Here is a 19,957-nt window from a genome sequence, read left to right on the forward strand (position 1 = left end):
AACGAAGAAAACCACACGGCTGCGCCCTGCGGCACACTGCACCCTTGGTGCAGTGCCCGACGAGGCCTGAAGCCTGACCCACCGATTTGCTCCCCCGATACAGAGACAAACCCATGATCCGCAAACTCACCCGCTCGCTGGCCCTGGCGCTGGCGCTTCCCCTGGCCGTTTCCCTCACGTTCAGCACGGCCGCCCACGCGCAGGCCTATCCCGCCAAGCCCGTGCGCATGATCGTGCCGTTCCCGCCCGGCGGCGGCACCGACATCCTGGCGCGGCTGGTGGCGCAGAAGCTCACCGAGGCTAACCACTGGACCGTGGTGCCCGACAACCGCGCGGGCGCCGGCGGCACCATCGGCATTGCCGAAGCCGCGCGCGCCGCGCCGACGGGCTACGACATCGTGATGGGCCAGAAGGACAACATGGTCGTCGCGCCCTGGCTCTACAAGAACCTGAGCTACAACCCGGTGAAGGACCTCACGGCCGTGGCCCACGTGGCCTACACGCCGGTGGTGATCGTCACGCAGGCCAACTCGAAGTTCAAGACGCTGAACGACGTGGTGACCGCCGCGCGCGCCGCGCCCGACACCGTCACCTACGGCTCGCCGGGCAACGGCACCACCATCCACCTGGCCGGCGAGATCTTCAACGGCGCCGCCCAGATCAAGATGCGCCACGTGCCCTACAAGGGCTCCAATGCGGCCATGATGGACGTGCTCGCGGGCAACGTCGACCTGATGGTCTCGTCGGTTCCCTCTGCGCTGGCGCAGATCAAGGCGGGCAAGCTGCGCCCGCTGGCCGTGACCTCGGCCAAGCGCAGCACCTCGCTGCCCGACACGCCCACCGTGGCCGAGCTCGGCTACAAGGGCTTCGACGTGTCCACCTGGTACGGCCTCTTCGTGCCGGCCAAGACGCCGAAGGACGTGGTCGCCACGCTGAATACCGAAGTCAACAAGCTGCTGGCCACGCCCGAAATGAAGGCCGCCATCGTCGCCCAGGGCGCCGAGCCGCAGAGCATGACGCCGGAACAGTTCGAGACGCTCTTGAAGACCGATTACGAGAAGTGGAAGGGCATCGTGCAAGCCTCGGGCGCGACCATCGAATAAGCGCCCGGCGTCGCAGAATGGCGTCTCCACAACAAGCCGCATCGACGGCATGGAGACAGCGATGGCAGCACAGCGCAAGAAATCCGGGAACGCCTTTCCGCTGAAGACAACCGCCCTGGCAGCGGTTGCCGTCGCCCTGGCGCAGGGCTGCGCGCAGACATCGCCGCAGCAGCAACAGGCGCCGTCGGAGGCCTCCGTTGCGGTGCATGTGGCGGCCGCCACCCGCGCCGCGCGTTCCGACCTGACGGCGCTGCTGACCCTCTGCAAACCGGCTCCCGCCGCGCGGCCGCCCCAGGCCGAGCTGGACAGGGGCCTTGCCGCATTCATCGCCAGGCCCGCACCGCCGCCGGGCCAGGCTTTCGACAACCTGTACTTCGTGGGCGCCGACTGGGTCAGCGCCTGGGCCATCAAGACCTCGGACGGCATCATCCTCATCGATGCGCTCAACACCCAGGCCGAGGCCGCGGCGCTCATCGAAGGCGGCATGCGCAAGCTGGGCCTCGATCCGGCGCAGATCAAGTACGTGATCGTCACGCACGGCCATGGCGATCACTACGGCGGTGCGCCCTACCTGGCACAGAAGTATCGCGCGCGCGTGGTGATGAGCGAGGCCGACTGGACCATGACCGAAACCCGGCTCGAGTTCGCCACGCCGATCTGGGGGGCGCCGCCGAAGCGCGATGTGTCGGTGAAAGACGGCGACCGCATCACGCTGGGCAATACCTCCGTCTCGATGTACATCACGCCGGGCCACACCATGGGCACGATCTCGCCGGTTTTCGATGTGACTTCCAACGGCCAGAAGCACCGCGCCATGCTCTGGGGCGGCACGGGCTTCAACTTCGGCAAGGACGTGCCGCGGCTCGACGCCTACATCGGCGCCACGCAGCGCATGGGCGCCGTGGTGCAAAGCCAGCGCATCGACGTGCTGCTGTCGAACCACTCCAACATCGACGGCTCGCAGGCCAAGCTGGCCGCGTTGCGGCAGCAGCCCGCACCGGCGGCGAACCCGTTCGTACTCGGCACCCCGACCGTGGAACGGGCACTGGCGGTGATGGGCGGATGCGCGCAGGCGCAGCGCGACCGGTTCGCGATGCAGTGATCCCGTCCTGCTCCTTCCCCCTCTGGGGGAAGGTTGGGATTGGGGGCGGCTCCCGCGTTCGCGGCTGCGCGGAGGCCGATGCCGCTGTGCCCCCACCCCTGCCCTCCCCCGGAAGGGGAGGGAGAGATGCAAGGGGTCAGTCGGGCGTGAACTTCTTGTTGAAGATGTCCACGTCCGACGCCAGCTCGAAGGTCGCCACCTGCCCCATCTTTCCGTCGCTGAGGCGGCAGGCTGCGAACAGGCTGTAGCGGCCCTTGAAATAGAACTCCTCCATCACGATCAGCGCGTACGGATACGGCACGAAGACCTGGTGTTCGAAGATGACGCGGTGCACGTTCCTCGGCGAAGGAAAGAGCTTGTAGTCGCTGGTGTCGATCGACTTTGCGGTGGCCATGTCTTTGTGCTCGTACTCGTTTTTTTTGTGTTCAGGCGGGGTCGCGCACGTCGGCCACGGGGTTGCTGCCGAAATCCGCGCGCGCCAGGTACCTGAGCACCTTGGCCGCGGCGGTGGCGGGGCTGTCGAGCATGCCATCGTTCTTCAGGCGCTCGAAGCGCGCGCGGTCCGGAAACTTCTCGGCCGATGCGCCGCGCAGCTGAACCTGCATGTCGGTGTCGATCACGCCGGGTGCGAGCGAGACGATGCGCGCGCCGTTCGGTGCGCCGGCTTCCTCGAGCGCCACGGCGCGAGAGAAGTGGTCCATGCCGGCCTTCGCCGCGCAATAGGGCGCCTGGCTGCCCATGGCATTGCGGCCCAGGCCCGACGAAATGTTCAGCACCTTGCGCGCGCCGCGCCATTCGCGCGTGGCGCCGAGGAACGCGGCCGTCAGCAGCATCGGCGCCTCCAGGCCGATGCGCAGCGCCTGCGACAGTTCGGCGCCGACGGCACTCGCCAGCGGTGCGGGGTTGCCGACGGTGCCGGCGTTGTTGATCAGGGTCACGCTGTCGAAGCGCTGGCCGTCGAGCGTCTTGAGCCAGGCCGAAACACGGGCCGACGCGGCGACGGGATCGGACAGGTCCTGCTCCCACTGGACGAGTTCGGCGCCGGCCCGTTGCGCCAGCTCGGCGAGCTGCGGGTCTTGCCGGCGCGAAATGCCGAGCACCATGTGGCCCGCTTGCAGCAGCTGTTCGGCCATGGCATGGCCCAGGCCGCGCGAGGCGCCGGTGATCAGGGTGAGGTGGGAAGCGGTCATCGAGAGAGTCTTTCTGAAACGGAGCCGGGGAGCGTAAAGGGGTTCGAATACTTGCGAGGCGCGTTCAACCGGTGCGGAACTGCTTGCGCAGGAAAGCCCGGTGGCGCGCAATGTGCTGCAGCTGCGCCGGGGCAATGGTGCCGCCAAGGTCGACCTCGTCCGCGCCGTTGAGCACCGCGTTGGCATGGGTCATGGCACGCGCGACCACTTCTTCCTCGCTCACGCCGAGCTGCGCCGCAAGATCGAGCGCCACGCGCCGCATCGCGCGCTGCGAGAGCATCCACATCGCGCCGAAGCGGTCCCAGGCCAGGGCGGCCTCGTCGGCCTTCTCGCGCTCGGCAAGAATCTCGACGAGCGGCTTGGCCAGCACGGCGTCGAGCGCGTCGATCTTCTCGCTAAGGGCTTCGTTGCGTGCGATGGCTTCCTCGAGCGTAGGCCCGGCCTCGCCGGCCTTGGCCTTCGGTGCCTCGGGCGGCGGAATGAAGGCCGCTTCCGCATTCGCGGAAACGACCTGGAGCTGGTCGGACAGGGTCATGAGTTTTCCGTTTCCCGTGAAGGGTGCTTCTTGTTCGAGATCGCGGTGGCGCGCAGGCCCGGCAGGTCGAGCACGCGCAGCCCACCGTACTCCACGCGGATCAACCCTTGCGCCGACAGGCCGTTGAGCGCCTCGTTCACGCGCTGGCGCGAGAGGCCGACCAGGTACGCCAGCTCCTGTTGCGTGATGCGCAGCACCTCGCCCACGCCGGGGTACAGCACCGGGTTGAACAGCGACACCAGGTTGCGCGCCACGCGCGCGTCGGGGTTGTTGAGCCGGTCGATCTCCAGCGCCGCAATGAACTGGCCGAGCCGCTCGTTGAGCTGGTTCATCACGAAGCGGTTGAAGCCGATGGAATGGTCCAGCAGCCAATGAAAGCCATCGATCGGCAGGCCCGCCACCACGCTGCGCCGCAGCGCCTGAATGTTGTAGCGGTAGGGCTCGCGCTTCATCACCGTGCCTTCGCCGAACCAGCCGCCGGGCGGTATGCCGGCATAGGTGACGGAGCCGCCGTCGGCGTTGTCGTTGCTCATCTTGAGCAGGCCCTCGACCACGCCGAACCAATAGGTCGGCGAGCGGCCGACGCGGCACACCAGGTCGCCAACCTCGGCCTCGCCCACCACCAGCGCGGCCTCGGCGCGGCGGCGCTCGGCCGGCGTGAGCGCGGGCAGCCACGGAATGCCGTCGAGCTCGGCGGCATTGGGAGAACGCGCGCGGTCCTTGATCGAAGCGCCGTGCACGCTGTGGTGTGAATCGCCGTGAAGCATCGGGAAACTCCGGGGAGTAGTGTCCCTAGGATTGTCGTTGGAACGACAACCCAACGTCAAAGTGAGGCCTACGATCCGGCCACTGTGCAAACCACCGCCCCCACCTTCCCCCGTCTGTTGCTCGCTCACGCCCAGGCCCAGCCCGAGGCGCCCGCCATCCGCGAGAAGGACCTCGGCATCTGGCAAACCTGGACCTGGAGCGCCGTGGCGCAGGAGGTGCGCGAGATCGCGTGCGGCCTTGCGAGCATGGGCTTCAAGGCCTTCGACAACCTGGCCATCGTGGGCGCCAACCGGCCGCACCTGTACATGGCGGTAGTCGCGGCGCAGAGCCTGCGCGGCGTGCCGGTACCGCTCTACCAGGACGCGGTGGCCGGCGAGATGGTCTTCATGCTGCAGGACGCGAGCATCGAGTTCGTGATCGTCGAAGACCAGGAGCAGGTCGACAAGCTGCTCGAGTGCCGCGAGCTCCAGACGGGCAAGCAGCCCAGCATCCGCCACATCATCTACGACGACCCCAAGGGCCTGCGCCACTACGACCAGCCCGGGCTCATGAGCTACGAGCAGCTGCGCGAGCTGGGCCGCGAATTCGACAAGACCCACGTGGGCACCTACGACCGCGCGGTGGCGAGTGGCGAAGCCACCGACGTCGGCGTGATCCTCTACACCTCGGGCACCACGGGCCGTCCCAAGGGCGTGTGCCAGACGCATGCGAGCTTCATCGCGGCGGGCCGCGGCGGCGTGGAGACCGACAAGCTCGGCCCCGGCGACAACATCATGAGCTACCTGCCGATGGCGTGGGTGGGCGACCATCTGTTCTCGGTGGCGCAATGGCTGGTGGGCGGCTTCACGCTCAACTGCCCCGAGTCGTCCGAGACGGTGATGAACGACATGCGCGAGATCGGCCCGAGCTATTACTTCGGCCCGCCGCGCACCTTCGAAGGCCTGCTCACTGCGGTGTCGATCCGCATGGAAGACGCGGCCGCGCCGAAGCGCTGGCTGTATGCCAAGTTCATGGCGCTCGCCCAGCGCGTGGGCGCCGACATCCTCAACGGCGCCCCGGTGAGCACGGGCGACCGGCTGATGTATGGCCTGGGCAACCTGCTCATCTACGGGCCGCTGCGCAACGTGCTGGGCATGAGCCGCATCCGCGTGGCCTACACGGCGGGCGCGGCCATCGGGCCCGACCTGTTCCGCTTCTATCGCTCCATCGGCGTGAACCTGAAGCAGTTCTACGGCCAGACCGAGACCTGCGCCTACGTGTGCCTGCAGCAAGACGGCAAGGTCAAGCTGCAGACCGTCGGCACCGCGGCGCCGGGCATCGAACTCAAGATTGCGGACGACGGCGAGGTGCTGGTGCGCGGCGTGTCGGTGCTCAAGGAATACTACAAGCGCCCCGACGCCACGGCCGAGGTGCTCGATGCCGACGGCTACTTTCATACCGGCGATGCGGGCGTGCTCGACAGCGAAGGCCACCTGCGCATCATCGACCGCGCCAAGGACGTGGGCCGGCTCGTGAGCGGCGCGATCTTTGCGCCCAACTACATCGAGAACAAGCTCAAGTTCTTTCCGCAGATCAAGGAAGCCGTGTGCTTCGGCAATGCGCGCGACGAAGTCTGCGCGGCCATCAACATCGACTTCGAGGCGGTGGGCAACTGGGCCGAGCGGCGCGGTCTGGCCTATGGCGGCTATGTCGACCTGGCCGGCAAGCCCGAAGTGCTGGCGCTGATCGGCGAATGCATTGCCAAGGTGAACGCCGACCTTGCGAGCGAAGACGGCATGGGCGACACGCAGATCGCGCGCTTCCTGGTGCTGCACAAGGAGCTCGACCCCGACGACGACGAACTCACCCGCACGCGCAAGGTGCGGCGCGGCTTCATCGCCGAGAAATACGCGGTGCTGGTCAGTGCGCTCTACGGCGGCAAGACCGAGCAGTACATCGAGACCCAGGTCAAGTTCGAGGATGGACGCACCGGCGTGGTGAATGCCACGCTGAAGATCGTCGAGGCCAGGACCTTCCCCATCGTGAAGGCGGCGGCATGAGCAGCAATAGAAAAGTCGGCGACGTCATCCTCGACGTGCAGAACATCAGCTTGAGCTTCGGCGGCGTGAAGGCGCTGACGGACATCAGCTTCAACGTGCGCGAGCACGAGGTGCGGGCCATCATCGGGCCCAACGGCGCGGGCAAGAGCTCGATGCTCAACTGCATCAACGGCGTGTATTGGCCGCAGCAGGGCTCCATCACTTTCCGCGGCCAGACCTTCAAGCACATGAACTCCCGCGAGGTGGCCGAGATGGGCGTGGCGCGCACGTTCCAGAACCTGGCGCTCTTCAAGGGCATGAGCGTGCTCGACAACATCATGACCGGGCGCAACCTCAAGATGAAGAGCGGCCTGTTCGCGCAGGCCCTGCGCTGGGGGCCGGCGGAACGCGAGGAGCTGCGGCACCGCGAATTCGTGGAGCACATCATCGACTTTCTCGAGATCCAGGCGCACCGCAAGACACCGGTGGGCCGCCTGCCCTACGGCCTGCAAAAACGCGTCGACCTGGGCCGCGCGCTCGCGATGGAGCCGCAGGTGCTGCTGCTGGACGAACCCATGGCCGGCATGAACGTGGAAGAGAAGCAGGACATGAGCCGCTTCATCCTCGACGTGAACGACGAGTTCGGCGCCACCATCGTCCTCATCGAGCACGACATGGGCGTGGTGATGGACATCTCCGACCGCGTGGTGGTGCTCGACTACGGCAAGAAGATCGGCGACGGCACGCCGGACGAAGTGCGCAGCAATGAGAACGTGATCCGTGCCTACCTTGGGGTCGAACACTGATGGCCTTCTTTCTCGAAACCCTCTTTGGCGGCCTCATGGTGGGCATGCTGTATTCGCTGGTGGCGCTCGGCTTCGTGCTGATCTTCAAGGCCTCGGGCGTGTTCAATTTCGCGCAGGGCGCGATGGTGCTGTTCGCGGCGCTCGCCATGGCGCGTTTTGCCGAATGGATCCCGATGTGGACCGGCATCGAGAGCCGCTGGTTCGCCAACGGCGCGGCCTTCGTGGTGGCGGGGCTGGTGATGTTCGCGGTGGCGTGGCTGATCGAGCGGCTGGTGCTGCGCCACCTGGTCAACCAGGAAGGTGCAACGCTGCTGATGGCGACGCTCGGTATCGCGTACTTCCTGGACGGCGCCGGCCAGACCTTGTTCGGCAGCAACATCTACAAGATCGACATCGGCATGCCGAAGGACCCGATCTTCCTTCTCGGCTCGGTGTTCGAGGGCGGCATCCTGATCAACAAGGAAGACCTGTACGCCGCCGCGATCGCGGCCGCGCTGGTGGCGCTGCTCTCGCTGTTCTTCCAGAAGACCGGCACCGGCCGCGCGCTGCGTGCGGTGGCCGACGACCACCAGGCCGCGCAGTCGATCGGCATTCCGCTCACGCGCATCTGGGTCATCGTGTGGTGCGTGGCCGGCGTGGTGGCGCTCGTGGCCGGAATGATCTGGGGCAGCAAGCTGGGCGTGCAGTTCTCGCTCACCACGGTGGCGCTGCGCGCGCTGCCGGTGGTGATTCTCGGGGGCCTCACCTCGGTGCCGGGCGCCATCATCGGCGGGCTGATCATCGGCGTCGGCGAGAAGCTGTCGGAGGTGTACCTGGGCCCGTACGTGGGCGGCGGCATCGAGATCTGGTTCGCCTATGTGCTGGCGCTGGTGTTCCTACTGTTCCGGCCGCAGGGCCTGTTTGGCGAAAAAATAATTGATCGGGTCTGAACATGTTCTATAGAGAAAATGGGCAGTTCAAGTCCAGCTACCGCGCCGACCAGCAGGTCTTCCCGATCCTTCAGGACCGCGTGGCCATCGGCCTGGTGCTGATCTTCGCGTTCGCGGTCGTGCCCTTCGTCGCCAGCGACTACCTGATGCGGGCGATCCTGATTCCGTTCGTGATCATCTCTCTGGCGGCGCTCGGCGTGAACGTGCTGGTGGGCTACTGCGGGCAGATCTCGCTGGGCTCGGGCGCCTTCATGGCGGTGGGTGCCTACGGGGCCTACAACTTCTTCGTGCGCTTCCCGGGGCTGCCGCTGATTCCCGCGCTGATCCTGGGCGGCCTGTGCGCAACGCTGTTCGGCATCCTGTTCGGACTGCCCAGCCTGCGGGTCAAGGGCCTCTACCTGGCGGTGGCGACGCTGGCGGCACAGTTCTTCAGCGACTGGATGTTCCTGCGCATCAAGTGGTTCACGCTCGACACGCCTTCGGGCTCGGTGTCGGTGTCGAACCTGCAGGTCTTCGGCTTGCCGATCGAGAGCGCCGCGAGCAAGTACCTGCTCTGCCTGGCGATGCTGGTGGTGATTGCCGTTTTGACCAAGAACCTGGTGCGCGGCGCCATCGGCCGCGAGTGGATGGCCATCCGCGACATGGACGTGGCGGCCGCGGTGATCGGCATCCGTCCGATGTACGCCAAGCTCAGCGCCTTCGCGGTCAGCTCGTTCATCATCGGCGTGGCCGGTGCGCTCTGGGCCTTCGTCTACCTGGGTGCCTGGGAGCCGGCGGCGTTCTCGGTGGACCAGTCGTTCCGGCTGCTCTTCATGGTGATCATCGGCGGGCTCGGCTCGATCATGGGGGCCTTCTTCGGCGCGGCTTTCATCACGGTGCTGCCGATCATCCTGAACCAGGCGCTGCCGGTCATCGCCGGCTGGTTCGGCGCGCAGATTTCCACTGTCGGCATTGCGCATGCGGAGCTGATGATCTTCGGCGGCCTGATCGTCTGGTTCCTGATCGTCGAGCCGCACGGCCTGGCCAAGCTCTGGTCGACCGGCAAGCAGAAGCTGCGGCTCTGGCCCTTCCCTCATTGACCGCCACCGCGCACCGACATGTTTTTTTTCGAAGCGCCCATTTTTTCCAGCGTGACTTCCCATTCAACCAGGAGACAACCATGAAACTGAAATCACTCGCACTTGCCGTGGCTATCGTGTCCGCGCTCGCGGGCGCGGCCCCTGCGTTCGCGCAGGCCAAGGAGCAGTTCATCCCCGTGCTGTCGTACCGCACCGGCGCCTACGCGCCCAACGGAACGCCCTGGGCCAATGGCTATGTCGACTACTTCAAGCTGGTGAATGCGCGCGGCGGCATCAACGGCGTGAAGATCTCCTTCGAGGAATGCGAGACGGGCTACGACACGGCGCGCAGCGTGGAGTGCTACGAGCGCCTGAAGGGCAAGAACGGCGGCGCCTCCCTGGTGCAGCCGCTGTCCACCGGCGCGACCTTCGCCATCACCGAGAAAGCGCCCGTCGACAAGATTCCCGTGGTGACCGTGGGCTATGGCCGCAGCGAAAGCGCCGATGGCACGGTGTTCAAGTGGAACTTCCCGATCGCCGGCACCTACTGGGTGGCCGCCGACGCGATCATCCAGGCCATCGCCCTGAAGGAAGGCGGGCTCGACAAGCTCAAGGGCAAGAAGATCGCCCTGATCTATCACGACAGCCCCTACGGCAAGGAACCGATCCCGCTGCTGCAGGAGCGCGCGAAGATGCATGGCTTCGACCTGCAGCTGCTGCCGGTGACGGCGCCTGGCGTCGAGCAGAAGGCCACCTGGCTGCAGGTGCGCCAGGCCCGGCCCGACTTCGTGCTGCTGTGGGGCTGGGGCGTGATGAACTCGACCGCGCTGAAGGAAGCGCAGGCCACCGGCTTCGCCCGCGAAAAAATGTACGGCGTGTGGTGGGCCGGCGCCGAACCCGACGTGAAGGACGTGGGCGACGGTGCCAAGGGCTACAACGCCGTGACCATGCAGCACGGTGCCGAGCCGCAATCCAAGCTCGCGAAGGACGTGGTCGCGATGCTGCACGACAAGAACCAGGGCACGGGCCCCAAGGAAGAAGTGGGGCAGGTGCTCTACATGCGCGGCGCCATGAGCGCGATGCTCGGCGTAGAGGGCATCCGCGCCGCGCAGGAACGCTTCGGCAAAGGCAAGGTCATGACGGGCGAGCAGGTGCGCTGGGGGCTGGAGAACCTGAGCCTCACGCAGGCCAAGCTCGACGCTCTGGGCTTTGCCGGCGTGATGCGGCCGATCAGCACCTCGTGCACGGACCACATGGGCGCGGCCTGGGCGCGCATCCACACCTGGGACGGCAAGGCCTGGAAGTTCACGTCCGACTGGCTGCAGGCCGATGAGCAGATCATCAAGCCGCTCGTGAGGTCGACCGCCGCCAAGTACGCGGCCGAGAAGAAGCTGACGGCGCGTACGCCGGCAGATTGCCAGAGCTAGGCCCACCCCCAGTCTTCGCGCACTTCGTGTCGCTTCGCCAACCCCCTTCGAGGGGGTAACACCCGCGGCCCGGCAAAGCCGGTTCCGCGGTGTTCCGCGAAGGGGCTGCTGGGCGGCTTCGCCAGTTATTGGAAGCAATATGAGTTCACCGAACATCGTTCTCAACGTCAACGGCATCGAGGTCATCTACAACCACGTGATCCTGGTGCTCAAGGGCGTATCGCTCACGGTGCCCGAAGGCGGCATCGTGGCGCTGCTCGGCGGCAACGGCGCGGGCAAGACGACCACGCTGCGGGCCGTGAGCAACCTGCTCGCGGGCGAACGCGGCGCGGTGACCAAGGGCACCATCGAACTGCGCGGCGACCGCATCGAGGCGCTCTCGCCCGCCGAGCTGGTGAGGCGCGGCCTGATCCAGGTGATGGAAGGCCGGCACTGCTTCGCGCACCTGACCATCGAAGAGAACCTGATGACCGGCGCCTACACGCGCACCGACGGCAAGGCCGCGGTGCAGGAGACACTGGAGAAGGTGTACGCATATTTCCCGCGCCTGAAGACGCGGCGCTCTTCGCAGGCCGCCTACACCTCGGGCGGCGAGCAGCAGATGTGCGCCATCGGCCGCGCGTTGATGGCCAACCCGACGATGGTGCTGCTCGACGAACCGTCGATGGGCCTTGCGCCGCAGATCGTCGAGGAGGTGTTCGAGATCGTGAAAGACCTCAACACCAAGGAACGCGTGACCTTCCTGCTGGCCGAGCAGAACACCAACATGGCTCTGCGCTATGCCGACTATGGCTACATCCTGGAGAACGGCCGCATCGTGATGGACGGCGAGGCCAAGAGCCTGCGCGAGAACGAGGACGTGAAGGAGTTCTACCTTGGCGTCGGCGGCGCGGACCGGAAGAGCTTTCGCGATGTGAAGAGCTACAAGCGCCGCAAGAGGTGGCTGGCTTGATGGCGCGCATTTCGTGTTGTCCCCTCTCCCTCCGGGAGAGGGCTAGGGTGAGGGTGCAGCGGCTGCGGCCCTCACCCCAGCCCTCTCCCCAAGGGGAGAGGGAGCAAGACCGAACAGAAAGACAAAGGGTACGGACATGACCGACCATTACGACGCCCTCGAAATCCGTGACCCCGCCGAGCGCGAGCGTGACCTGCTGGCCGCGCTGCCGAAGCAGATCGCGCAGGCCCAGACCGCCGCACCCGCGTTTGCAAAGATCCTCGATGGCGTGAAGCCGGCGGACATCACCACGCGCGAAGCGCTCGCCAGGCTGCCCGTCACACGCAAGACCGAACTGCTCGAGCTGCAGAAACAGCGCCGCGCCGACGACCCCTTCGGCGGCTTTTCCGCCATCGGCCGCGGCACCCGCATGCCGCGCGTGTTCGCAAGCCCCGGCACCATCTACGAGCCTGAAGGCGAGGCGCGCGACTACTGGCGCACGGCACGTGCGCTGCATGCGGCCGGCTTTCGCAACGGCGAGCTCATTCACAACAGCTTCAGCTATCACATGACGCCGGCCGGCTCCATCATGGAAAGCGGCGCGCGCGCGATCGGCTGCACCGTGTTTGCGGGCGGCACCGGCCAGACCGAGCAGCAGCTCGAGGCCATGGCCGACCTGAAGCCCGAAGGCTATGCCGGCACGCCGAGCTTCCTGAAGATCCTGCTGGAGAAGGCCGAAGAAAAAGGCCTGAAGCTGCCTTCGCTCACCAAGGCCCTCGTGTCCGGCGAAGCCTTTCCGCCCAGCCTGCACGACTGGATTGCCGCGCACGGCGTGAAGGGCACGCAGTGCTACGCCACCGCCGACCTCGGCCTCATCGCCTACGAAACCAGCGCGCGCGAAGGCCTGGTGATCGACGAAGGTGTGCTGGTGGAAATCGTGCGGCCCGGCACCGGAGACCCTGTACCCGACGGCGAAGTGGGCGAGATCGTGGTGACCACCTTCAACCCCGACTATCCGCTGGTGCGCTTCGGCACCGGCGATCTTTCGGCCGTGCTTGCGGGCGCCTGCCCCACCGGCCGCACCAACAGGCGCATCAAGGGATGGCTGGGCCGCGCCGACCAGACCACCAAGGTGCGCGGCATGTTCGTGCACCCTTCGCAGGTGGCGGAAATCGCGCGGCGCTTTCCGGAAATCCTGCGTGCGCGTCTCGTGGTCTCGGGCGAGATGGGCGACGACCAGATGACCTTCAGGCTCGAATGCGACGGCGCACCGGCCGGGCTCGATGCGCGCATTGCCGATGCGGTGCGCGAAGTGACCAAGCTGCGCGGCACCATCGAACTGGTGGCGCCGGGCACGTTGCCGAACGACGGCAAGGTGATCGAGGATGCGCGCAGCTACAAGTAGCGGCGGTAGAAGCGGCGCGTGATCATGCGCACCAACACGACCAGCAGCACGAGGTAGAGCGCCACCATCACGGCGGCGAGCGCCACGAGGCGGCTGTCGCTGCTGCCGCCCGAGAAGCTCCCGCTCGCGATCCACAGCAGCCCGCCGAGCGCGAGCGCGACGCAGACCGCCTGCAGCAGCACGAAGGCCGACACAGAGGCCGCCACGGCCCGGAAGGGACGCGCTTGCGTGGGCCCCGGCGCGGCGCCGAGCCACCCACCCCAGAACGCCAGCGCATAGACCAGCAGCGGCACCGCGAACCAGCCCAGAAGAAGCGGCATCACGTCCGAATCCCTCGAGGTGTCGACCCAGCCGCTCGCGATGTTGCCGATCCACATCTGCAACGAAACGAATATCGCGGCGGCCACGAGAGCCACCGCGCGGCGAGGCGGTGCCGTGTCCGGGCCGGCCTCCGCCGCGCCGGGTGGTGACGCATCCGCGAGCGCAGCGGCGCCGCGCTCGCGCAGCGCGAACCGGGCGGCAAGCCACACGCCCGCGACGAGGACGAGCACCTGGATGACCGACTGGACCAGCATCGACATGGCCATGAGCGAGCGCAAGCCGTACGTGTCGACGCGCTCGTGCAGCGGGCCGCCCGGCATGAAGAGCACCTGCGCCTGATAGAACAGCGGCGTCAATGCCAGAAGGTTGACGACCATCGCCGCGAGGTACACGGCGGCAAAGCGGCTGCCGGGGCTCCGAAGCCGCGCGATGCGGGGCGCACCGCGCTCGTCGAGCGCCTTGCGCGCATGGCACCACGCAAGCGTGGCAGCCAGCAGCCACACCGTGACGACGCGGGACAAGAGCGGAATCCACACGCCCGGCTGCGCATACACACTGCGCATGTGCTCGCTGTGCGGCGACGAAGGCAGCAGCAGCACCACCATGTTCACCACGAACAGGGCCGCATCGACCACGAGTGCGATCCATGCGAAATGTCTGGGCAGGCGCTGCGCGCGCTCGAACGAAGAAGATGCCGCCATGGGTTGGAATACTTTCGCCTTGCAGAACCACCGCGCCGCACGGGCCGTGCGGGCGATGCGAAGAAAAAGGCGAGCGTACCGGAACGTGGCGGCGTTCCGAAGACCGGGCGCTGCAGCGCGCGTTCAGTGCGCGAGCGCGGCTTCGGCCTCTTCCGGAGCGGGCCCCACGTACACCGATTGCGGCCGGATCAGCCGCCCCTTCTTCACCTGCTCGCGCGCATGCGCCACCCATCCGCACACGCGGCCCGCCGCGAACACGCAGGTGAAACTCTCGCGGCCGAAGCCCAGCGCTTCGAGCAGCAGCGCGGTATAGAACTCGACGTTGGTTTCCAGCGCGCGATCGGGCTTCTTCTCGCGCAGGATGTCGAGCGCGGCCTGCTCCGCTGCTTCAGCCAGTTCGAAGCGCGCGGCCTGAACGGTGTCCGCGTTGCCTTCCGCGCCCAGCCGGCGCAGGGCCCCCTTGAGCGCATCGGCGCGCGGATCGCGCACGCGGTAGATGCGGTGGCCGAAACCCATCAGCCGCTGGCCACTGGCGACAGCGCCTTCGAGCCATGCCCGGGCATTGGCCGCGGTTCCGATGGCATCGAGCGCATCGAGCACCGGGCCGGGCGCGCCGCCGTGCAGCGGCCCCTTGAGCGCGCTGATGCCGGCCAGCACGGCCGACGCCAGGCCCGCGCCGGTTGACGCGACCACACGCGCGGCAAAGGTCGACGCGTTGAGGCCGTGGTCGCACACGGTGACGAGGTAAGTGTCCAGCGCGGCAACCTGTGCTTCGGTGGGCGCGCGGCCATGCAGCATGCGCAGCATGTCGGCGGCCTGCGGCAGCGTTTCGTCAGGCGCAAGGGCCTGCACGCCCAGGCGCCAGCGCATGACCGCAGCGGTGTAGACCGCGGGCGCGGCCACCAGACGCAGCGCGGTGGCCAGGTCGTCGCCATCGGGCAGGCGGGCAAGCAGGGCGCGTACCGCTTCGATGGGCGGCAGCTTGCGCAAGGCGGCATCGTCGTTCGGAGGCAGGCGCTCGAAGGCTTCGCGCCGTGCGCGGCCCAGCGCCGCGCGCAGGCCAACCACGCTGGGCAGCGTATCGAAGAAGCCCTGGAACAGCAGCGCCACCGCGTCTTCGTACCGCCAGTGCCGTGCGATCTCGTCGAGCTGGTGGCCGCGAATCACCAGCCGGCCGGCGGCGCCATCCACCTCGGACAGCACCGTGCGCGCGGCCACCACGCCTTCGAGGCCGTCTTCGTCGTCGTTCATCGCTGTACTCCTGTGTTTGCGTGACGAAGTTGATTCTGGCGGCGCTAATATTGACGTCAATCTTGATTTATTGCATCAACATGGCGACGAAGACACCGCTCTGGCTTCCCGCTGCCGAAGCCCTCGCGCTGATGCAGGTGCGTCCGCAGACGCTCTACGCCAGCGTGAGCCGCGGGCGCGTTCGCGCCAAGCCCGATGCGGCGGACCCTCGGCGCAGCCTCTATCACCGGGACGACGTGCAGCGCATCGCGGCGCGCACGCGCGGCCGGCGCAGCAGCGAGGCGGTCGCGAGCGAGGCCATTCGATGGGGCGAACCGGTGCTGGCGTCTGCCGTGTCCACGGTGTCCGAAGGGCGCCTCTGGTACCGCGGGCAGGATGCCTGCCTGCTTGCGGAACATGCCACGCTCGAAGACGTGGCAGGGCTGCTGTGGGAAAGCGCGCCGCCGCGCTTCGCCCCGGCCCACGCTCCCGAGCCGTTGCATGGCGAACGCGCGACGCCGCTGCAGGCCGGCCTGCTCGCGCTTGCCGCACGCGCCGGGACCGATCCGCCCTCGCGCGGCCGCGCCGCCGCGGTGCTGAAGTCCGAAGCGGCGGAAGTGATCGGCACGCTGGCCGATGCATTGCTCGGGCCGTCGCCTTCGCGCACCGCTCCGCTGCACATGCGCATTGCCGCGGCATGGCGCCGCCCGCGCGCAGCCGATGTGTTGCGGCGCGCACTGGTGCTGCTGGCCGACCATGAACTCAACGCCTCGACCTTCGCCGCACGCGTGACGGCATCGACGGGTGCCTCGCTCGCGGCGTGTCTGCTCACCGGCCTGTCCACGCTCACGGGTCCCTTGCATGGCGGTGCCGCGGCGGCGGTGCAGGCGCTGATGCGCAGTGCGACGGCCATGGGCAGCGAAGCCGCGGTGCGCGAGTGGCTCGCGCACGACCGGCCGCTAGCGGCTTTCGGCCATCCGCTCTACCCGCAGGGAGACGCGCGCTGCGCCGCCCTGCTGGCCGGCATCGAGCTGCCGCCCACGCTCGCGGCACTGCGCGCCACCGGCGAAACGCTGGTGGGGGAAGCAGCGAACGTCGATTTCGCGCTGGCGGCACTGGCTGCCGTGCACAAGCTGCCGGCCGATGCGCCGTTGACGCTGTTCGCGCTGGCGCGCACGGTCGGCTGGACGGCACACGTGCTCGAGCAACAGGCCTCGGGGCAACTGATACGCCCGCGAGCGCGCTACACGGGGCCAGGCGTCGCAACCCTCAGTGAATCGCCACTTCGTGCGCGAGCTCGAACAGCTTCGTCATCTCGCGGTTGAATGCCGGCAGGTCGTCGGGCCGGCGGCTCGTTACCAGACCGCGATCGACCACCACTTCCTGGTCGGTCCACTTCGCGCCGGCATTCATCAGGTCGATGCGCAGCGAAGGCCACGACGTCAGCTTTCGGCCCTTGACGCCATCGGCGTTGATGAGCGTCCATGGACCGTGGCAGATGGCGGCAATGGGCTTGCCCGATTCGACGAAGGCGCGCACGAAGGCCACGGCCTTCTGGTTGATGCGCAGTGCGTCGGGGTTGACCACGCCGCCAGGCAGCAGCAGCGCATCGAAGTCATCGGCATTGGCGTTCTTGAGCGGCACGTCGACCTCGAAGGTGTCGGCCGGTTCGAGGTGCCTCCAGCCGCGCACGCTGCCGTCCAGCGGCGAGACGATCTGCGTCTCTGCGCCGGCACTTTCGAGCGCCTTGCGCGGCTCGGTCATCTCGGCCTGTTCGAAGCCGTCCGACACGAGGATGGCAACCTTCATTCCGTCCAGCGAGGATGAGGTGATGGGCATGGGTGAAATTCTCCTTGTTGGATGCCTGATGACGGCAACAAAGACTTCACCCTAGAACCCACCCCCGCGGCGGGCATCGGCACGCGCCGGGTCTGCCTGTCGGACAGTTCGACGGCCGGCAAACTTCTCTTACGACTGTATATGTCGTTCGGTTTGCCGCTATTTGCGGCAGGCGCTCGGCAGTGCCTTGTCAGCCAGGTCGTCACCAGCCACGCAGTTCCATGCAATGCCGTCATCGGTGGCCGAGGGCTCCATGCGCAGCGTGCCTGCCGCCTTTGGAAGCGCGACGTCGACCACCATGGTGTCCGGATCGAGCGTCAACTCCGCGCCGCCGGGCAGGCTTTCAGGCGCGCCGGCGATCGAGAGCGAGTCGGGAATCTCTTCCTTCTGCTTGTAGTAGTTGCCGAGCGCTTCGCGCACCGGCGCGGCCTCCGACCAGGCCTGGGAAACGACCGCCCGGGACTGGTATTCCTTGTAGGCCGGAATGGCCACCGCGGCCAGCACGCCGATGATGGCAACCACCATCACCAACGCCAGCGCACCGCCGCCGGCACGGCCGGTGTACGGCACGAAGATCGCGAGCAGGTAAGCCACGGGATTGCGGCTCGGCAGTTTCGCATCCGCGTCGATGGTGCGCGCCACGCGCTTGGTGAGCCAGGGGTAGCCGGCGATCACTTCATGGAACGAGCCCCAGAAGCCGCTGTTGCCCGCCGACTGGTCGGCGTAGCGCTGCAGGTCGACGTTGCGCCATTGCTGCGCACCGGCGGCCAGCGCCACGAGTGCGCGGGGCGCGGAGTCGGGCTGCTCGCAGCAGGCGGCGCCGTGCAGGTCGCAGGTGTATTCCTTCGCGCGAGAGTAGGCGGCGCCGAGCAGTGGCAGCCAGAGCACCGGGGCGCGCCAGATGTGACCCGTGAGGTGGCCGCGCCGGATGTGGCCGAGCTCGTGGCCGATGTAGAAGTTGATGCCGTCGGGCTGGGCTTCCATCGCATCGACCACGTCGGACAGCAGCACGACGAAGTTGCGGCCGAAGAAGCGCGTGGCAAAGGCATTGAACATGCCGTCGCCATGCAGCAGGTAGGCCTCGGGCGGGTTCTGGATGCCGAGATAGCCGCAGCAGGCCTCGAAGCGCGCATGCAGCTCGGGCAGCTGGGTGGGCGAAAGCTTCACGGCCGTGCCCTTGATCCAGGCAATGACGGCCGATTGCGCGAACACGTAGGCGATGAAGCCGAACAGCACGTAGATCAGCGCAATGCCCAGAGTGCCGAGCACCAGCAGCGCCCAGACCAGAAGGCCGAGCACGAGCGTGATGATGCCGAGCGAGCGCTCGCGCGGGTAGACCCATGGATCCATTTGGAAATTCCTCCTCGATGCGGCCCGTGGGCCTGCAGTGTTTATGGTTTTTTTTCGCGCCTCCCCAGGCGCGACTTGCGAGCGCGCATCATGCCCGAGGAAAGTGCGGTTTCTGGCACGTCCCTAGGGCTATTCGCTATGGGTCAGGTCATGGTCAGCCTTTATGATCGCGGCCGTTTTCAATTCAATCGTCGGGAGACATCATGAAGAAATTGCTTGCTTTTACGGCGATTGCCGCTGCCGCCGCGGGCGCCTATGCCCAGGATTTCCCCGCGGGCAAGACCGTCACGCTGGTAGTGCCTTTCACAGCCGGCGGCCCGACCGACCGCGTAGCGCGCGACTTGGCCGAAGCCATGCAGAAGACCCTCGGCACGACGATCGTGGTGGACAACACCGCGGGCGCCGGCAGCTCCATCGGCACCGCCAAGGTGGCCCGCGCCGCACCGGACGGCCACACGCTGCTGTTGAACCACATTGCCATGTCGACAATGCCGGCGCTGTACCGCAAGCTGCCATTCAACGTGGAGAACGACTTCGAATACCTCGGCATGGTCAATGAAGTGCCGATGACGCTCATCGGCAAGCCGGGCCTGCCGGCCAACAACTACAAGGAACTGACGAGCTGGATCGAGGCCAACAAGGGCAAGATCAACCTCGGCAACGCCGGCCTGGGCGCTGCCTCGCACCTGTGCGGCCTGCTGTTCCAGAGCGCGCTCAAGACCGAGATGACGTCGGTTCCCTACAAGGGCACCGCGCCGGCCATTGCCGACCTGCTGGGCGGCCAGATCGACCTCTTGTGCGACCAGACCACCAACACCACGTCGCAGATCGAAGCCAAGAAGGTCAAGGCCTATGCCGTGACCACGTCCAAGCGCCTGAGCACGCCGGCGGTCCTGAAAGACCTGCCCACGCTCGCCGAATCGGGCCTGAAGGACTTCGAGGTCACCATCTGGCACGGCGTGTACGCGCCCAAGGGCACGCCGGCGCCGGTGGTGAAGAAGCTCAACGAAGCCATCAAGGCCGCCATGAAGGACCCGGGCTTCATCAAGCGCCAGGAAGGCCTTGGCGCGGTGATCACCACCGACAAGCGCGTCGAACCGGCCGAGCACAAGAAGTTCGTTTCGGCTGAAATCGCCAAGTGGGGCCCGATCATCAAGGCTGCCGGCGTGTACGCCGACTGATCGCTCCGATCCGCCGACAACAACAAAAAAGCCGCCGGGCCTTCAGGCCCGGCGGCTTTCTTC

19 protein-coding genes are annotated in these 19,957 nt (G+C 67.1%); 11 read left to right on the top strand and 8 right to left on the bottom strand.

Going from position 1 to position 19,957, the window contains the following annotated elements:
- Positions 1-113 precede the first annotated feature (113 nt).
- Complete coding sequence (locus ACJ7Z0_RS14475) at positions 114-1,103, top strand: Bug family tripartite tricarboxylate transporter substrate binding protein (protein ID WP_434790383.1); 990 nt, start codon at positions 114-116, stop codon at positions 1,101-1,103.
- Between the two features lie 61 nt (positions 1,104-1,164).
- Positions 1,165-2,205, top strand: coding sequence for an MBL fold metallo-hydrolase (locus tag ACJ7Z0_RS14480; protein ID WP_434790384.1), 1,041 nt, complete (start codon positions 1,165-1,167; stop codon positions 2,203-2,205).
- 136 nt (positions 2,206-2,341) lie between these two features.
- On the opposite strand, the gene ACJ7Z0_RS14485 is transcribed toward ACJ7Z0_RS14480, so the two are convergent.
- The 4 genes from ACJ7Z0_RS14485 to ACJ7Z0_RS14500 all read right to left on the bottom strand — a co-directional run bounded on the left by ACJ7Z0_RS14485 (position 2,342) and on the right by ACJ7Z0_RS14500 (position 4,697).
- Positions 2,342-2,599 carry a hypothetical protein gene (locus tag ACJ7Z0_RS14485; RefSeq protein WP_055802363.1) on the bottom strand — a complete coding sequence of 86 codons (258 nt, stop codon included), beginning with the start codon at positions 2,597-2,599 and terminating at the stop codon, positions 2,342-2,344.
- Between the two features lie 31 nt (positions 2,600-2,630).
- On the bottom strand, positions 2,631-3,395 hold the full coding sequence (locus ACJ7Z0_RS14490) for an SDR family NAD(P)-dependent oxidoreductase (protein WP_434790385.1): 765 nt from the start codon (positions 3,393-3,395) through the stop codon (positions 2,631-2,633).
- A 64-nt stretch (positions 3,396-3,459) separates the two neighbouring features.
- A complete protein-coding gene (locus ACJ7Z0_RS14495; RefSeq protein ID WP_434790386.1) occupies positions 3,460-3,930 on the bottom strand; it encodes a hypothetical protein in 471 nt (156 codons plus the stop codon).
- Positions 3,927-4,697 (bottom strand): Crp/Fnr family transcriptional regulator, encoded by a 771-nt coding sequence (locus ACJ7Z0_RS14500; protein WP_434790387.1) that lies wholly within the window; start codon positions 4,695-4,697, stop codon positions 3,927-3,929. Before ACJ7Z0_RS14500 ends, ACJ7Z0_RS14495 begins: the two co-directional genes overlap by 4 nt.
- Before the next feature lie 84 nt (positions 4,698-4,781).
- Here ACJ7Z0_RS14500 and ACJ7Z0_RS14505 point away from each other — a divergent pair, with 84 nt between their 5' ends.
- The 7 genes from ACJ7Z0_RS14505 to ACJ7Z0_RS14535 all read left to right on the top strand — a co-directional run bounded on the left by ACJ7Z0_RS14505 (position 4,782) and on the right by ACJ7Z0_RS14535 (position 13,272).
- The gene (locus tag ACJ7Z0_RS14505; protein ID WP_434790388.1) at positions 4,782-6,737 is read left to right on the top strand and encodes an AMP-dependent synthetase/ligase; all 1,956 of its coding nucleotides are present in this window, start codon (positions 4,782-4,784) and stop codon (positions 6,735-6,737) included.
- Positions 6,734-7,522: an ABC transporter ATP-binding protein gene (locus ACJ7Z0_RS14510; protein WP_434790389.1), complete on the top strand. Its 789-nt coding sequence runs from the start codon at positions 6,734-6,736 to the stop codon at positions 7,520-7,522. Before ACJ7Z0_RS14505 ends, ACJ7Z0_RS14510 begins: the two co-directional genes overlap by 4 nt.
- Positions 7,522-8,451, top strand: coding sequence for a branched-chain amino acid ABC transporter permease (locus tag ACJ7Z0_RS14515; RefSeq protein ID WP_055802350.1), 930 nt, complete (start codon positions 7,522-7,524; stop codon positions 8,449-8,451). Before ACJ7Z0_RS14510 ends, ACJ7Z0_RS14515 begins: the two co-directional genes overlap by 1 nt.
- Before the next feature lie 2 nt (positions 8,452-8,453).
- Positions 8,454-9,530: a branched-chain amino acid ABC transporter permease gene (locus ACJ7Z0_RS14520; RefSeq protein WP_434790390.1), complete on the top strand. Its 1,077-nt coding sequence runs from the start codon at positions 8,454-8,456 to the stop codon at positions 9,528-9,530.
- Between the two features lie 80 nt (positions 9,531-9,610).
- Positions 9,611-10,936 (top strand): ABC transporter substrate-binding protein, encoded by a 1,326-nt coding sequence (locus ACJ7Z0_RS14525; RefSeq protein WP_434790391.1) that lies wholly within the window; start codon positions 9,611-9,613, stop codon positions 10,934-10,936.
- Positions 10,937-11,075: 139 nt separating this feature from the next.
- Positions 11,076-11,888 carry an ABC transporter ATP-binding protein gene (locus ACJ7Z0_RS14530; protein ID WP_434790392.1) on the top strand — a complete coding sequence of 271 codons (813 nt, stop codon included), beginning with the start codon at positions 11,076-11,078 and terminating at the stop codon, positions 11,886-11,888.
- 136 nt (positions 11,889-12,024) lie between these two features.
- Positions 12,025-13,272, top strand: coding sequence for a phenylacetate--CoA ligase family protein (locus ACJ7Z0_RS14535; protein WP_434790393.1), 1,248 nt, complete (start codon positions 12,025-12,027; stop codon positions 13,270-13,272).
- Here the strand turns inward: ACJ7Z0_RS14535 and ACJ7Z0_RS14540 are convergent.
- Complete coding sequence (locus ACJ7Z0_RS14540; RefSeq protein ID WP_434790394.1) at positions 13,263-14,294, bottom strand: hypothetical protein; 1,032 nt, start codon at positions 14,292-14,294, stop codon at positions 13,263-13,265. The genes ACJ7Z0_RS14535 and ACJ7Z0_RS14540 overlap by 10 nt on opposite strands.
- A 123-nt stretch (positions 14,295-14,417) precedes the next feature.
- Positions 14,418-15,545, bottom strand: a complete 1,128-nt coding sequence (locus ACJ7Z0_RS14545; RefSeq protein ID WP_434790395.1) for a citrate synthase/methylcitrate synthase — start codon at positions 15,543-15,545, stop codon at positions 14,418-14,420.
- A gap of 80 nt (positions 15,546-15,625) precedes the next feature.
- Between ACJ7Z0_RS14545 and ACJ7Z0_RS14550 the strand changes: the two genes are divergently transcribed.
- Positions 15,626-16,849 (top strand): citrate synthase, encoded by a 1,224-nt coding sequence (locus ACJ7Z0_RS14550; protein ID WP_434790396.1) that lies wholly within the window; start codon positions 15,626-15,628, stop codon positions 16,847-16,849.
- Here the strand turns inward: ACJ7Z0_RS14550 and ACJ7Z0_RS14555 are convergent.
- Positions 16,794-17,363, bottom strand: a complete 570-nt coding sequence (locus ACJ7Z0_RS14555) for a type 1 glutamine amidotransferase domain-containing protein (RefSeq protein ID WP_434790397.1) — start codon at positions 17,361-17,363, stop codon at positions 16,794-16,796. The genes ACJ7Z0_RS14550 and ACJ7Z0_RS14555 overlap by 56 nt on opposite strands.
- A 159-nt stretch (positions 17,364-17,522) precedes the next feature.
- A complete protein-coding gene (locus tag ACJ7Z0_RS14560) occupies positions 17,523-18,713 on the bottom strand; it encodes a M48 family metalloprotease (protein ID WP_434790398.1) in 1,191 nt (396 codons plus the stop codon).
- A 203-nt stretch (positions 18,714-18,916) separates the two neighbouring features.
- On the opposite strand from ACJ7Z0_RS14560, the gene ACJ7Z0_RS14565 reads away from it, so the two are divergent.
- Entirely contained in the window at positions 18,917-19,894 is a 978-nt protein-coding gene (locus ACJ7Z0_RS14565; RefSeq protein ID WP_434790399.1) for a tripartite tricarboxylate transporter substrate-binding protein, read from the top strand.
- Positions 19,895-19,957: the final 63 nt, after the last annotated feature.

The organism is Variovorax palleresanus (assembly GCF_051144945.1).
GTDB classification, from domain to species: Bacteria; Pseudomonadota; Gammaproteobacteria; order Burkholderiales; family Burkholderiaceae_C; genus Variovorax; species Variovorax paradoxus_S.